At 60.7% G+C, this 14,622-nt stretch carries 14 protein-coding genes; 9 read left to right on the top strand and 5 right to left on the bottom strand.

Annotation, left to right across the window (positions count from 1 at the left end; genetic code table 11):
• Positions 1 to 322, top strand: a 322-nt coding sequence (locus IQ24_RS15830) for an electron transfer flavoprotein subunit alpha/FixB family protein (RefSeq protein WP_199756613.1), incomplete at its 5' end; no start/stop codon positions are given.
• Positions 323 to 475: 153 nt separating this feature from the next.
• Here IQ24_RS15830 and IQ24_RS15825 read toward each other — a convergent pair.
• Positions 476 to 1,135 (bottom strand): ZinT family metal-binding protein, encoded by a 660-nt coding sequence (locus tag IQ24_RS15825; protein ID WP_422386283.1) that lies wholly within the window; start codon positions 1,133 to 1,135, stop codon positions 476 to 478.
• A 116-nt stretch (positions 1,136 to 1,251) separates the two neighbouring features.
• Between IQ24_RS15825 and IQ24_RS15820 the strand changes: the two genes are divergently transcribed.
• Positions 1,252 to 2,466, top strand: coding sequence for a GTP-binding protein (locus IQ24_RS15820; protein ID WP_145399253.1), 1,215 nt, complete (start codon positions 1,252 to 1,254; stop codon positions 2,464 to 2,466).
• 213 nt (positions 2,467 to 2,679) lie between these two features.
• Positions 2,680 to 5,232, top strand: a complete 2,553-nt coding sequence (locus tag IQ24_RS15815) for a calcium-binding protein (RefSeq protein WP_158637551.1) — start codon at positions 2,680 to 2,682, stop codon at positions 5,230 to 5,232.
• A 129-nt stretch (positions 5,233 to 5,361) separates the two neighbouring features.
• On the opposite strand, the gene IQ24_RS15810 is transcribed toward IQ24_RS15815, so the two are convergent.
• The 4 genes from IQ24_RS15810 to IQ24_RS15795 all read right to left on the bottom strand — a co-directional run bounded on the left by IQ24_RS15810 (position 5,362) and on the right by IQ24_RS15795 (position 9,782).
• Positions 5,362 to 6,183: a hypothetical protein gene (locus IQ24_RS15810; RefSeq protein ID WP_145399251.1), complete on the bottom strand. Its 822-nt coding sequence runs from the start codon at positions 6,181 to 6,183 to the stop codon at positions 5,362 to 5,364.
• A 329-nt stretch (positions 6,184 to 6,512) separates the two neighbouring features.
• The gene (locus IQ24_RS15805) at positions 6,513 to 7,751 is read right to left on the bottom strand and encodes an MFS transporter (RefSeq protein WP_145399250.1); all 1,239 of its coding nucleotides are present in this window, start codon (positions 7,749 to 7,751) and stop codon (positions 6,513 to 6,515) included.
• Positions 7,752 to 7,927: 176 nt separating this feature from the next.
• The gene (locus IQ24_RS15800; RefSeq protein ID WP_145399249.1) at positions 7,928 to 8,533 is read right to left on the bottom strand and encodes a TetR/AcrR family transcriptional regulator; all 606 of its coding nucleotides are present in this window, start codon (positions 8,531 to 8,533) and stop codon (positions 7,928 to 7,930) included.
• 175 nt (positions 8,534 to 8,708) lie between these two features.
• Entirely contained in the window at positions 8,709 to 9,782 is a 1,074-nt protein-coding gene (locus IQ24_RS15795) for a hypothetical protein (RefSeq protein WP_145399248.1), read from the bottom strand.
• A gap of 480 nt (positions 9,783 to 10,262) precedes the next feature.
• Here IQ24_RS15795 and IQ24_RS15790 point away from each other — a divergent pair, with 480 nt between their 5' ends.
• From IQ24_RS15790 to IQ24_RS15765, 6 genes are all read left to right on the top strand, one after another.
• Positions 10,263 to 10,904, top strand: coding sequence for an NAD(P)H-dependent oxidoreductase (locus tag IQ24_RS15790; RefSeq protein WP_158637550.1), 642 nt, complete (start codon positions 10,263 to 10,265; stop codon positions 10,902 to 10,904).
• On the top strand, positions 10,901 to 11,554 hold the full coding sequence (gene ribB / locus IQ24_RS15785) for a 3,4-dihydroxy-2-butanone-4-phosphate synthase (RefSeq protein WP_145399246.1): 654 nt from the start codon (positions 10,901 to 10,903) through the stop codon (positions 11,552 to 11,554). Before IQ24_RS15790 ends, ribB begins: the two co-directional genes overlap by 4 nt.
• A gap of 61 nt (positions 11,555 to 11,615) precedes the next feature.
• Positions 11,616 to 12,131, top strand: a complete 516-nt coding sequence (locus IQ24_RS15780; protein ID WP_145399245.1) for a flavin reductase family protein — start codon at positions 11,616 to 11,618, stop codon at positions 12,129 to 12,131.
• A gap of 46 nt (positions 12,132 to 12,177) precedes the next feature.
• Positions 12,178 to 12,618, top strand: coding sequence for a riboflavin kinase (locus tag IQ24_RS15775; protein ID WP_158637549.1), 441 nt, complete (start codon positions 12,178 to 12,180; stop codon positions 12,616 to 12,618).
• Positions 12,619 to 12,671: 53 nt separating this feature from the next.
• Positions 12,672 to 14,003 (top strand): sulfite dehydrogenase, encoded by a 1,332-nt coding sequence (soxC, locus tag IQ24_RS15770; RefSeq protein ID WP_199756612.1) that lies wholly within the window; start codon positions 12,672 to 12,674, stop codon positions 14,001 to 14,003.
• On the top strand, positions 13,990 to 14,553 hold the full coding sequence (locus tag IQ24_RS15765) for a c-type cytochrome (RefSeq protein ID WP_145399243.1): 564 nt from the start codon (positions 13,990 to 13,992) through the stop codon (positions 14,551 to 14,553). The genes soxC and IQ24_RS15765 overlap by 14 nt, the downstream gene beginning before the upstream one ends.
• The last annotated feature ends 69 nt before the right edge of the window (positions 14,554 to 14,622 follow it).

The following is a 14,622-nucleotide window of genomic DNA, read 5'->3' as shown; positions in this document are numbered from 1 at the left end:
CGTGGCCTCGAAAGAGAACTTCGCGATCATCGAGACGCTGGCCGACAAGCTCGGCGCCGCCGTCGGTGCCTCGCGCGCGGCGGTCGACTCGGGCTATGCCCCGAACGACTGGCAGGTCGGGCAGACTGGCAAGGTCGTCGCCCCCGAGCTTTATGTCGCCATTGGCATCTCGGGCGCGATCCAGCACCTCGCGGGGATGAAGGACTCCAAAGTCATCGTCGCGATCAACAAGGATGAAGAGGCCCCGATCTTCCAGATCGCCGACTACGGCCTCGTGGGTGACCTCTTCACCACCGTGCCGGAACTGACCGAAAAGCTCTGAAAGCTTCTTCGTTGCAATAAGTACCCCGGGGTGAGGCGCACCGCGCCGAGGGGCAGAGCCCCACTCCCCCCGACACCACACCCAATCCCCGCCCGGCCAACAAAGCCGGGCGGTTTTTGCATTACGCTCTGCGAGAAGAGCAAGCCCCTGCACTCAATGAGCCATCATCTCCGACGCGATCTGCTCGCCGCTCAGAGCTGCAGGATAAAAGGTCGGCCAATGATCGAGCTCGCCCAGCAAGGCCTGCCGGTCATCGCCCCAGTAGAGGTGATAGTGCCCCGATTTCTGCGGGGCGATGATATGGTCGCTGAACTGAATGAAACCGGGGGCGGCTGCATCGCCGGACAGCTTCTTGAATACGTAGCGGACACCGCGATTGCCCTTTGAATAGGTCAACACCTCGTATCCATCAGCCTGATACTGCCCGGTCGCAGAGCCGGATCCGCTGGTGAATGTCACCTGCTCGCCGTCGATGAGGATGCGCGACGTATCGGTCTTGTAGCCTGCCTCGTAATAGGCCCGGTATTCCTCGGCGCTCTTGTCGCCATGTTCGGCCTTGTGGGCCATGACGCCATCCAGGGTGCCGTCCTGAAGATAGCCATAGACGGACTGCCACTCGCCCGCCCAATCGCTCAGATCGCGCGGCTGGATCTGGCTGTCTTCGAAATACCCCTCGCTGATCGCTCCCTTGCTCCCGTGCTCATGCGCATGACCATGATCATGGTTGTCGGTCTGCCCTGCCGAGGCGTTTCCCGCCCCGATCGCCAGGGCAAGCACAAGGGCGCCAAGGTGGTTCAACTGCTTCATCTGCATGTTCGGATGCTCCTTTGTCCGGCATTCTTCGCACGACGGGCTTTGGCCTTCCTCTTGTGCCTCGCCCCGCCGTGCGCTATTACTGTTATATTATCACATAACATGTCAAGCGAGCCATGAACCCCAGATCACCATCATCCGATACCCGCCTTCCTGTGACCGTCCTCTCGGGCTTTCTCGGGGCCGGAAAGACGACGCTCTTGAACCATGTCCTGAACAACCGTGAGGGCAGGCGGGTCGCGGTGATCGTCAACGACATGAGTGAGGTGAATATCGACGCCGACCTCATCAAGGCAGGGACCGAGCTGTCACGCTCGGACGAAAAGCTGGTCGAAATGACCAATGGCTGCATCTGCTGCACGCTGCGCGACGATCTGCTGCAAGAGGTCCGCCGCATCGCCGAGGAGGGTCGGTTCGACTATCTTCTGATCGAATCCACCGGGGTCGCCGAGCCGCTGCCGGTTGCCGCGACCTTCGATTTTCGCGACGAGGCGGGGGCCAGCCTGTCGGATGTTGCCCGGCTCGACACGATGGTCACGGTGGTCGATGCCGCGAACCTGCTGCGCGACTTCTCCAGCCAGGATTTCCTGTCCGACCGGGGCGAAAGCCTTGGCGAGGGCGATGACCGCACGCTTGTCGATCTGCTGACGGATCAGATCGAGTTCTCGAATGTGATTGTGCTGAACAAGATTGGCACAGCAGGACCGGACGGTGTCGAAGCTGCGCGGAAAATTCTGCGCGCGCTCAATCCGGACGCCCAGGTCATCGAGGCCGATTATGCCAAGGTCGACGCGGCGCGGATTTTCAACACCGGTCTTTTCGACTTTGACCGCGCGCATGAGCATCCGATGTGGGCGAAAGAGCTCTACGGCTTCGCCGATCACACCCCGGAAACCGAGGAATACGGCATCTCGTCCTTTGTCTATCGCGCCCGCCGACCCTTTGACCCCAGCCGCATCCATGGCGTTCTGAACGGCGATCTGCGCGGGGTAATCCGCGCAAAGGGCCATTTCTGGATCGCCACGCGCCCCGATTGGGTGGCCGAGTTCAGCCTGGCCGGGGCCATCTCCTCCGTGATGCCGCTTGGCCGCTGGTGGGCGGGCGTGCCTCGGCAGCACTGGCCCACGGTCACCGACAGCCTTGAGGCGGTGACCGCGCTCTGGGAAGAGCCCTGGGGCGACCGGCGACAGGAGCTTGTCTTCATCGGAGCCGATATGGACAAGGAGGCCATTACCGCCGCCCTTGAGCAGGCATTGGTCGATGAGCCGGACTTCCGCCCGGCGCAATGGTCGGACCTGTCCGATCCGTTCCCAGTCTGGGGCGGTCACTGAGGCGAAATTAAGGCGGATCTGCAGGCTATCTGACGCGCCTTCGTCGGTTGCAGGCGGCTCGTAGGCTTCGGTCGAGGATTTGGCAACCGCGAGGCCGCTTCGCCCCCTTTCCCGAGGTGGCGCCCACCCATCCGGCAATTTTTCACCGGGGAGTTGTACCCTAATTCGTCTCAATGCGTTAGGACTGAACCGCAAAGACTTAAGGGGTACATGATGGCGACGATCACCGGCACCAGCGGCAACGACACGCTCAACGGAACAGCAAGCGACGATGTTCTATCCGGAATGGGTGGCAATGACGTCATGTACGGCCATGGTGGCGATGATAGGTTCCGCCAAGCTCCCGACGAGTTTCTGGATACAGGCAGGTCGAACATCTCGGGCGGCGCAGGCAACGACTACATCGAAGCCGACGGCGGGGATGACATCTACGACGGCGGAGCCGGCAACGACAGTTTGGACTTTATAGATTTCCATGGTCGCCCGAGCCGAACTGTTGTGGACCTGCGCATCACGGAGGCCCAGAACACCGGCTGGGGCATGGACAGGATCACCGGGATCGAAAATCTGGGTGCGGAGATATACGGCACCAATGCCAACGTCTGGTTTGGCGGCAACGCAGCGGCAAACAGGCTGACCAGCCAAGGCAATGGATTCGATACTCTCTATGGGTTTGGCGGCAATGACACATTGAGTGCCTATAGCGGCGATGATCACCTTTATGGAGGCGCCGGAAACGACTCGCTATACGCTGAGAAGACAGGCAATCGCCTCTACGGCGAGGCTGGGGACGATTGGATCGAACTGGATCAAAGCTCGGGCGGCAATCTGATTGACGGTGGAGCTGGTACAGACACGCTGTCCCACGAAGATTTCAACGGTGTGTTTGACCTCAATCAACCCGTCACAGACGGAGATACGATCAGGGGGATCGAAATCTTCGGTTTTGACGGCGGCACCATGACCATCCGTGGGACGGCTGCAGCCGAGCGTTTCGAGCTGAACGGTGTTGCTGCGACGATCGATAGCGGAGCCGGAAACGACTATATCAAGGATTCTGGATCGACCGGCACTCTCAATGCTGGATCGGGCGATGATTTCCTGGACCTGTTCGACAGCAGCAGGCTGGACGCTTACGGCGGCGAGGGGAATGACACCATCGACATGGGGTGGGCCCGCGGCACAGGGCTGGTCGCGGATGGCGGGGCCGGAGACGACTACCTGAATATCTTCAATCCCGGATATCTCGGCGCGACGGGCCAGCGCTTCCTGGGCGGTACGGGAAACGATACGATCGAGGCAGGTTCCGCATCCACCGCCATCTCCATTTCGGGTGGTGAGGGCAACGACGCTATCACCGTCACCGGATCAGAGGATTGGGTGCAGGTTTACGGTGATGCCGGGAACGACATCATTTCTGTCGATGTCAGGATCTCAAGCCGGGCCAGCGCGGCCCTGATCGACGGTGGCGCGGGCAATGACACGATCTCGGCCAGGTTCGGAGTTATCGGGGCAGCCAACGGCCTTGGCGTCGAGATGCGTGGTGGGCTGGGCAACGATTTCATGACCGGCACGGATTTTCGCGACACGCTGAACGGCGGCGACGGTAACGATACGCTGATTGGCGGAGCCGGTCGCGATGTGCATATCGGTGGCGCAGGTTTCGACTTTGCCAGTTACGCGGGAGCTCAAGGCGTGACGGTCAGTATGCTGAACTCCTCGCATTCGACCGGGATCGCCTTGGGGGACCAGTTTACCGATGTCGAAGGGCTCATCGGCTCGTCCGGCAATGATGTCTTCACGGCGAATTCCCAGAACAATGTCCTGCGTGGCATGGGCGGGCACGATCGTCTGATGGCTGGTGCCGGGGCCGACACGTTGGATGGCGGTGCGGGCAGAGATACGCTGGATGGCGGCGCAGGTTTCGATGCCGTCACCTATATGTCCTCGACGATCGGGCTGACGGTGAATTTGGGGAACACCGCTTCCTCGACAGGCGATGCGACGGGTGACCAGTACATCGGTATCGAGACGATCCTCGCCACGCGCTTCGCGGATAGGCTTTATGGCGATACGTCGGACAACCGGCTGAACGGCATGGCGGGCAATGACTTCATTGCGGGCGGAGCTGGTCAGGACGTGCTGATCGGCGAGGCCGGAAACGACCAGCTCGACGGCGGGCTGGGCAATGACCAGTTGCAGGGCGGGGCTGGCAATGACACGCTGACCGGCGGTGTCGGGGCCGACCTCCTGAACGGCGGCGCGGGGCAGGACTTCGCCAACTACGCTGCCGCGACGGTGGGGTTGACGATCCATATGACCATGCCTGCGCAATCGACCTTCATGGCCAATGGTGACCGTTTCGTGGATGTCGAGGGTGTTCTGGGCTCGAATTTCGGCGACAAGGTCTATGGCGATGCGGCGAACAACCAGCTTTACGGTATGGGCGGAAACGATCTGCTATCGGGCGCTGCGGGGGCCGACTGGCTGATCGGCGGCATTGGCAATGACACGCTTCAGGGCGGCCTCGGCGGCGACCACTTCGTGTTCGGGCGGGGCTTTGCCCGCGATGTCGTGGTCGATTTTCAGGACAATCTCGACACGATCCGCCTGCAGGGCTTTGCCGGGGTCACCAATTTCGCGCAGGCCCGCAGCCATGCCACCCAACAGGGGCAGGATGTGGTCTTCGACTTCGGAGGTGGCGATGTGCTGACGGTGCGCAACACCACCATCGGAGCACTGGCGGACGATCTGGCGTTTGCCTGAGGGGTGGTTGCTCCCACGGTTCGAAGGAGGGTCGAGGCCTAAGCAACCAAAGCCCTGACGAGCTTTGTCAGGGCGGCGGATTGGGACCGGTGTTGTCTCCAAGACTGGGCTGAAGCAGGCCTTTCATCGTCAATGGATGATCTGCCATGTGCCATTAGCATCCTGCCAATAGACCAGCATCGGTCCGGCGGTTTCATCGATCTCGGCGTTGTGGAAAACGACCGGAGAGGGGACAAGGGTCGCAAGACGGCCCTTTCCCACGATGACCAGTCTGGATTGCGACGCGTCGAATGGCTGCAGCTCAAAACCCATCGTTTTGTCGATATAGGGCGCATATTCGGTCGCAATCGCCTCTTCGACGGTCATGCCGACGGTCGCGGCGAGGTGCTCCAGCATCGGTCCAAGCTCCTGCCTGATCGCGGCGGGGCCTGCAGCGAGCGCCGAGTGCGCATGCCGCATCATGCCTTCAACCTCTGCTCGCGTCGTTGCGTCATCGGTCAGTTGACGACCGGTTTTCCAATCCTGCGCGGGCAGGTCGACGCCGACGTCAAGCTGCAGCGAGACTTCGGCAGCGCCATCGGACAGGGTGGTCAGTGACGGTTCCATCAACTGGCCGGTCAGCAGGGGCTGGCCCTGAACCATTTGCTCGAGCTTGAAACCGCCCGGTTGCAGAGGATCAGGGCGGATCTCGACCATGATCGCAAAAGGGCGGTCGCTGAAGGCATCGGGGAAGGTGCCGGCTACGGCATATCCGAAGCGCGCCTTGAAAGCCGGGCGATGCCCAACCCGGAATTGGCCGGAATAAAGCGCAGAAACACATCGTTCATCCCCGGCCCGAGGACCGAATTCGCAGGAAAGGCTGGTGATGATGCTGGCCTCAGTTGCCAGCGCCTGATCCGGTCCGAAGAACGGCACGTCGTCGATCCAGATTTCGGCCTCGCCGCTGGTCACCTCGATATCCAGGGCTATTTCGGTCTGGCTGGGCGCCGCTCATCCGCCACGACACTTCCCGCAAGCGTCAGAAACGTGGCGGAAATCGAGAGGAAAAGTGATTTCATGCCAAATGCCTTGAGTATGAGCGAGCAATCGCTGCGATCCGAAGAATTTGTCGAGTAAAGCATTAGCACGAGCGGTTGTCATGGAGCCAGAAGCTGTATCCGGCAATGCGGCAGGTATCTGACCTGCCGCTGAACGTTCATTCTGCGGTGGGTGTGCTGTTGCGGTTGACGACAACCAATCGAGTGACCGTCGCGAGCAAAGTGAAGCACCGCAAAAACCACCTACCTCAGCCCCTGGGCAATCCTTTGCGCGACCGGCATCCGCCTCAGCGCAAGCATCGCGATCACGCCGATCAGCGGACCGGGGACGAGGAACAGAAAGGCCCATTCCCAACCACCTATCCATTCGACAAAGATCGGCAGAAGCTGGATCGACACCACCGTCAGCGCAAAGCCGATGCCCATCTGGAAGGCAAGGGCCGTGCCGATCAGGCGGCTGTCGGCGATCTCGGTGACCATGGCGGAAAACTGTGCGGAATCTCCGATCACCGAAATGCCCCAGATCATGGAAACGGCGATCAGCAGCCAAAGCGGGCCGTCATAGACAAAGCCGATCAGTACGGCGCAAAGCCCGGACACCGCCATCATCAATACCGTGGTCGCGGTGCGCCCGACCCGGTCGGCCAGCCAGCCGCCCGCGACACAGCCAAAGGCCCCCGAGGCGATGACGATGAAGGTGATCAGCGAGGCCTGCGAGACCGGTGCGAGGCCATTGCTTTCCAGCGCCGCACGCATGAAGACCAGAAACCAGCCCCACATGGCGTAAAGCTCCCACATATGGCCGAAGTAGCCCAGATTGGCCAAGGCGATCCCCTTGTCGCCCACGATCAGGCCAAGCTGACTGGGTTTGAACTTCACCATCGGATTGGCATAGGGCCCCTCGGAAACGGCGAGGATGAAGATCAGCCCGGCAATAATACTGAGGATCGAGGTCGCGCTGACGACCAGACGCCAATCCACCGAAGAGGTCGAAGCATGGATCAGATGCGGAAATGCCGAGCCAAGCGTCAGCCCTCCGATCACCAGACCAAGCGCGATCCCGCGCCCCCGGATGAACCAGGTCGTCACCAGCTTCATCGCCGGAGGATAGACGAGGGCGAGCGCAATTCCGGTCAGGACGCGCAACAGAACCGCAGTCTCTGGCCCCGGCGCGATCAACAGGCAGAGGTTCAAAACCCCCGCAGCGATTGCGGCAACTGCCATCAATCCCCGGATCGGCACGATATCGGGCAGCCCGGTAAAGCTTGATCCCAATGCGCCGATCACGAAACCCACCTGCACGCCATTGGTCATCATCGCCGCTAGAAAGGCGCTGAACTCCCAATGTTGTCTCAGTTCGGGAAGGATGGCCGTCGCCGAGAACCACGGCGTCATCGCGAAAATGATGCCAAGGCAGATCTTGCCTAAAGCGGCCCATCGTCCTGAAGGGGGATCTGCTGTTGCGTCCACGGCGAGAGTCATTCAAGCCTCCAATACTGACCGATCGGTACAGGATCAGTATGAAACCTCGCTTTATTTCCGTCAATCAAAGATGGGGTGGGCGCTTGCGCGTCGACAAGGGGCAATGGTCGTAGCTTCGCGCGCCGTTTGCCGGAATGCGGCCACGGGGCAGGATCGCCTCAGCCAATCGTCTGAGGTCAGTCGCGTTTGCGGATCGCTTCCAGCACGAGGGTAGAGAAATGCTCGGCGATCTCGGTTGCCGTGGCATTTCCCTGCGGCTTGGCCCAGAGGAAGCTGTAGAAATACATCCCCATCAATGCTTTGAGATCAATCGTATGGATCTCGCGGAAGGCGCCTTCCGCGATGCCGCGCAGGATCACACTGCGCCAGACCGCTTCGTATTCGCGGTGCAGATCCAGAACCGTGCGCTGATTCTCGGGGCTCAGCAGGTGCAGTTCGCGGAAACAGACGGTCATCTCTGCCCGATGCTCGAACATCGTGCGCAAAAATAGGTCGCTGAGCTGGCGAATCGTGTCCTCGACGGGCAAGTCTTGGGCTTGGGTCTCATTTGCTTCGGCGCAGAGGCGCTTCATATAGCCGACCGAGATGTCCAGCAGGATGTCTTCCTTGCTGTTGACGTGGTAGTAGAACGCCCCCCGGCCAAGTCCCACCGCCGAACACAGCTCGGCCACGCCCACCGACCCATAGCCATGTTTGGCAAAAAGCTCGGCGCAGACTTTATGAATGGATGCTTTTTGGTGACCGGCGGATCTTTTCTCGCCAGATTTAAAAATTTCGTTCATCTCAGACCACCTTTACCCAGTCAAAACTGCCACAACAGCGGCGCGATGTCATCCTGCCGGAAGGTCGCGACATGCCGTCGAGGTTGCGGCCGTTTCTTTGACGCTGCGGCTGAGGTCTGACAACGGTCAATTGATCAAGATGAGCGTTGCCGCGTGAAGCGGCAACCCCACAGGGTCAAAGAGCCTCTTCGAGTTCCTCGGAGAGGGGGGAGGGTGCCTGATCCCCGGTCTCGGCCCAGGCATAGGGCTCTTCAAAGCCGATGCCGAAGATCAGCGGAATGACCAGCGACCAGTTGACGCCCATATAGGCATAGGTCAGCGCCTCATTCAGGTCGCGGAAGACGGGACCGATCATCGCTTGCAAAAGCATCGCGACAAGGATCGAAACGCCGATCCAGACCGCACAGGCCAAAAGCCCGCCATATGGCATCGGAATGCGCGTGAACGGATAGTTCATGGTGATTACCGGCATGGCGTAATGGACCGAGGTCGCGGTGAAGAACCACAACAGCCAGAATTGGTCATCGGTGAAATGCCCCATCGACCAGAACTGCGAGATCGGGGCCGCGCTCATGTCCCAGACCCCCAGCGAGGCCGAAATGTTCACGCAAAGCGCAACGGCCGCAAAGAGGATCAGGATGATCGTCATTGCCGTCGAAGGTTTGCTCATCCCACGCGTCAAATAGGTCAGCGTTGTCGTGCCCAGCCCGACCAACAGGAAGGGGAACCACCACGCAGGGACCCAGACAATGGCGGAATGGGTGATGAGATAGGTGCCGCCGGTGATCATCAGCAGGATCAACAGAAACTGTCTGCCCTGGGTCAGTCGTTCGACCGGCCAGTTGCCTCCGGTGAAGCAGATCAGGGCAAGCAGGAACCAGGTCGTGCCGACCAGCGGGAATATTCCAGCCGCGCCGGGACCGATCACGAAGATCAGCTTGGCGGAAAGCCAGCCCAACAGCCAGGATGTGGTCGTCAGGGCGATGCCGCGTGCCAACTTGCTTTGGATCCTGCCGAACGGAAAGCATCCGCAGCAGAAGAACAGGCAGGCCCACCAGGCCGAAAAGATCTGCCAGCTTACGTTGTCGAGCCAGTAATTGGCGGCAATATCCTCGCCGCGCCACGGGCCAATGGGAGAGGCTTTCACGATCTCATTCACGAGAAAGCAGGAGACAATGGTCAGCCCATAGATCAGGGTGAAACCGTTCAGAAATATTCGGGGCCGAAACGGCGTCAAAGAGCGATTCATATTCGGTCCTTCCGCTTGCGTTGATGCAAGGCTTCAATTTACTCCCACGCCTGATTTCTCCATATGGGCGAATTGTCTTATCGGAATCTTTCAAAGACATATCCGATGAAGGATTATAGGTTTCGCATAGAGCAAAGGTATGAACCTGGTCATGCGCGCTGAAATGCTCGAATCAGGTGGCCGGGCGGCGTGAGGGTGTTCTGCGGGCGCTCGCAGGGCAGATATTCATACTTTAGTATGGCTCTCGGACAGCTTGGCTCGGATCTGAGCTTTGGGCTGCGCTTGCGGCTAGACCAAAGTGCGGCAGGCGAGCGCAGGAGGCCTGTCGTCTAAAATATATAAACAAATTCAATTTGATAATTAAGTTTTTCAGCTGAGAAATCTCACAGGATACGCCAAGGAGAGCCGCAAACTTTGTGTTGATTTGGTCGATTCCTGTGTCAGTATGGAACGGTCGATACAGAGCTTCGGGAGGGGGTCGTGGTCGTCGTCGCAAGCATCAACGGAAGCCCGCACAAACCGTCTCGGACGCAGCATCTTCTGGCCGAGCTTTGCGCGGCGATGGGGGAAAGCATTGCGCTGGAATTGCGACTGATTGAACTAAGCGAGGTGGCAACTGACCTGTTTAGTGCGCCTCAGCGTTGCGATATTTCTGCCAAAGGAGAAAGCATTCTGCGGCAGGCTGAAAATGCAGAAATTCTGATCGTCGGCACGCCGGTTTATCGCGCCTCTTATACGGGGCTGTTGAAACAATTCTTCGATCTTCTGGATGAGGATTGCATGAAAGGCCGAATTGCGGTTCCGGTCGCGAACGGAGAAACGCCGATGCACGGGCTGATGCTTGAACATCAGATGCGGCCTCTGTTCAGCTCAATCGGGATCGTCACGACGTCGACCACGCTGTTTGCGACCCAGCACGAGATCAGCGACGAGGGCGCGCTGTCTCGCAGGCTGCGGGATGCCGCGCAGATGACCGCGCTTGAAGCAGTGCAGATGTACACGATGCGCAGCTGCATGGGGCTGGAAAGCTTCTCGCCTCGCAGCGGTGCCAGACAAGATGAAGGTGGCAGGGGCGTCGTCTCTTTCACCAGCAAGAAACCGACTTCGAGGGTATCTCCATGATCATTTCACGTCAGACCGAATTCGCTTGTCATGTCGATCCCATCGAGGAGGTGTTTGTCGCCGCCGCCGCAGGTCGCCCCTATGTGCTGATCGATGACGAGGACCGTGAGAACGAAGGCGATATCATCGTCCCGGCCGATTTTGCGACGGCCGAGGTCATCACCCTCATGGCTAAGCAGGCGAGCGGTCTGATTTGTCTGACCCTGACGGAAGATCACGCCGCGCGGCTTGGTCTTCATCGCGCCAATCAGGGCAGCAGCCACTGCCTGCGCCAGACCGCCTTCACCCAGTCGATCGAGGCACGCACCGGGATCACCACCGGAATCTCAGCCGCCGACCGCGCGCATACGATTGCCGAAGCGATTGCCTTCGATGCCAGCCCCGAGCGGATCTGTTCGCCGGGACATATGTTCCCGCTGATCGCACGCAAGGGCGGCGTGCTTGAGCGTCCCGGCCACACCGAAGCCTCGGTCGATATTTCGCGCATCTGCGGCCTCACCCCCGCCGCCGTGATCTGCGAGATTATGCTGGACGACGGGCGCATGGCGCGTCTGCCCGAGCTGCGGATCTGGGCCGACAGGTTTGGCATGCCGCTCGGCACGATTTCCGACCTGATCGCCTGGCGCCAGCGCAATGAGCCCCGGGCCTGATCCGTGAGCCTGCGTTTAGCGCCGGGCAACGCAAAGATTTTCTCATATCGGAGACCTCATCATGACCGAGCAATCCCGGATTGACATGGCACCTCAGGGTGTTGGCAGCGATGATTTTCGCAAGGTGATGCGCAGCCTGGCGGGCACCGTGACGGTGATCAGCACCGAAAACGAGGGCGCGCTATATGGCTTCACCGCGACCGCTGTCTGCAGCGTCTGCGCCGAGCCGCCGACGCTTCTGATTGCCGTCAATCGCTCGACCCGGACCTATCCTCATATCGCCAACAAGAGCGCTTTCACCGTCAACGTCATCGCAGCGGACCAGCGCGAGGTGGCCGAACGCTTTGGCACCAAGGCCGATGACGTCTTCGCCTCGGTGCCGCACCATCTGACCGAAACGGGCGTTCCGGTCATCACCGATGCGGCGGCGGCGATGGTTTGCACGGTCAGTCAGGTGATGGATGTCGGGACCCATACGATTTTCTTTGGCCGGATCGAGCAGACTGAAATCAGCGGCAAGCCCCCGCTGGTCTATTACGACGGACGTTACGGCGCGGTCGCGCCGATGGCCGGCTAGGACACGCCAGATCGCATTGCACGAACTTTGGGAGGGGTTCCGCAAGATGATTGAGCAGATCGACTTCATCGCCGAAGCATCGCGTGAGGCGGCTCTTTTCGCGGCGTCCCGGGCCACGCGCCCTCGGCTTTTGACCGGGCGCGTCATTCACGGAAACAAGCTGGGGCGCGAGCTGGGGATCCCCACGGCCAATCTGGCGATCTCGCCCGAGAATGCACCCGCTTTCGGCATCTATGCGGTTACCGCCTTTCTGGCCGGTGAGGCTGTGGCCGGGATCGCCTCCTGGGGAACGCGCCCGCATTTCGACGATGGCGCGCCGCTGCTGGAGGTCCATCTGTTCGATTTCGGACGCAATATCTATGGCGCCATGCTTGCCGTGCGGTTCGATCTCTATCTGCGCCCTGAAGCCCGCTTCGCCAATATCGGCGAATTCATGACGCAAATTCAGGATGATATCGCGGAGGCACGGCGCTTCCACCAGATCTGACAGCCAAGACCGTCATCAGACGGCATGTGACATCACGACCAGGGAGGGTGAGGATGATGCAAACCAACGCAGGACCGTCAGGCGCGACCGCCGACGAATGTGATTGCCGGGACGGGATGCGCCCGGATCTGCCCCGCCGTGCCTTTCTGGGACGAACCGTCGGCGCAGGCGCGGGCTTCCTTGCGGCCTCGGTGGGCGTCGCCGCGGCGCAAGAGGCCGCCAAAGCCCCGCCGGGCGCGGTTCTTTACGACGTGCCCGCCGATCCGACCAAAGAAATGGGCCGCGCCCTGCTGGAGGACGGCGGTTACGGCACCCGTTCGCAATTTGAGACCGAAGTGCGCATCAAGGAGGACAATCCGACCGACACCACCTCCTGGACCTTTACGCCGCTGGCCGCGATGCTGGGGAACCTGACGCCGTCGGGCCTGCATTTCGAACGCCATCACGGCGGCATCCCGACCATCGACCCGACGCATCACAACCTGTTCGTTCACGGGATGGTCGCCGAGGCGAAGAAGTTCTCGATGGCCGATCTGAAGGCTCTGCCCTCGGTCACGCGCAAGCATTTCATCGAATGCTCGGGCAACACGCTGACCGAATGGAAAGGCGTCACTGCGAAGAATGTCCAGCGCACGCATGGGCTCCTGTCGACTTCGGAATGGACGGGCGTGCTGTTCTCGACGCTGGCGCGGGCGGTCAATCTGGACCCGCAGGCGGATTGGGTGCTGGCTGAAGGCGCGGATGCGGCAGTGATGACGCGCTCGATCCCGATGGACAAGCTGATGCGCGACGGGATGATCGTCTATGGCCAGAACGGCGAGGCGCTGCGTCCCGAACAGGGCTATCCGCTGCGTCTGCTGCTGCCGGGCTATGAGGGCAATACCCATATCAAATGGCTGCGCCGCCTGCAGGTGTCCGACAAGCCCTTCATGACCCGCGAGGAGACCTCGAAATACTCGGATCTCTACAGCGACGGGCGGGCGAAGCTGTTTACGCTGGAGATGGACCCGAAATCGGTCATCACTTTCCCCTCGGGCGAGATGAAGCTGCCGAAACCCGGCCATTACGAGATCACGGGCTTCGCCTGGACCGGCAGAGGCCGCGTGCAGGCGGTCGATATCTCGACCGATGGCGGGAAGACCTGGGCACCCGCGCGGCTGGATACCCAGCCCGAACCGCAATGCACCGTTCGCTTCAGCTTTCCCTGGCATTGGGACGGCAGCGAGGCGGTTCTGCAAAGCCGCTGCTGGGACGAAACCGGCGCCCGCCAGCTGACGCGGGGCGATCTGATCGAGATGCGCGGCGTGAACTCGGTCTATCACTACAATGCCATTCAAAGCTGGGCCGTCGATGCCGCAGGAGAGGTGACCAATGTTCAGGTTTGATGCGTTCGCAATCTGCGCCTGCCTTGCCTTGGCGCCGTTGTCTGCCCTGGCCGAAGGGGCCGAGAGCTGGGGCTCACCCATCGGCCCGGATGATCTGAAGGGAATGGCCGCCTATGCGCCGGGCGGGGGCGATCTTCCCGCTGGCAGCGGCACGGTCGCTCAGGGTAGGGACCTTTACGGCGAACGCTGCGCCCATTGCCACGGCGAAGAGCTTGAGGGCATCCCGGAAACTGGCGGGGCAAAGCTGGTCGGAGGTCGCGGTTCGCTGGCCTCGGACAAGCCCGTCAAGACTGTCGAAAGCTATTGGCCGCATGCCGAGACGCTGTTCGACTATGTCAAACGCGCGATGCCCTTCGATGATCCGGGCTCGCTGACCGATGACGAGGTCTATGCGATTTCTGCCTTCATTCTCAATCGTGGCGGCATTCTGCCCGAGGATGCGGCGCTGGACGCGGGCGCGCTGGCGCAAGTGAAGATGCCGAATGCCGACGGTTTCTACCCCGGCGACACCTACGATCTCAGACTGAGCTGGGGTCGGGCCGACAACTGATTGGCCCGATCATCTAGGACGACCCCGCCACCGGAGCACCTCCGGCGGAACGATGAAACATGTGGAAAG

This window comes from Paracoccus sulfuroxidans (assembly GCF_007830335.1).
Classification (GTDB): domain Bacteria; phylum Pseudomonadota; class Alphaproteobacteria; order Rhodobacterales; family Rhodobacteraceae; genus Paracoccus; species Paracoccus sulfuroxidans.
The sequence above is the reverse complement of the archived record's forward strand: the minus strand, read 5'-3'. Positions and strand labels throughout refer to the sequence as shown.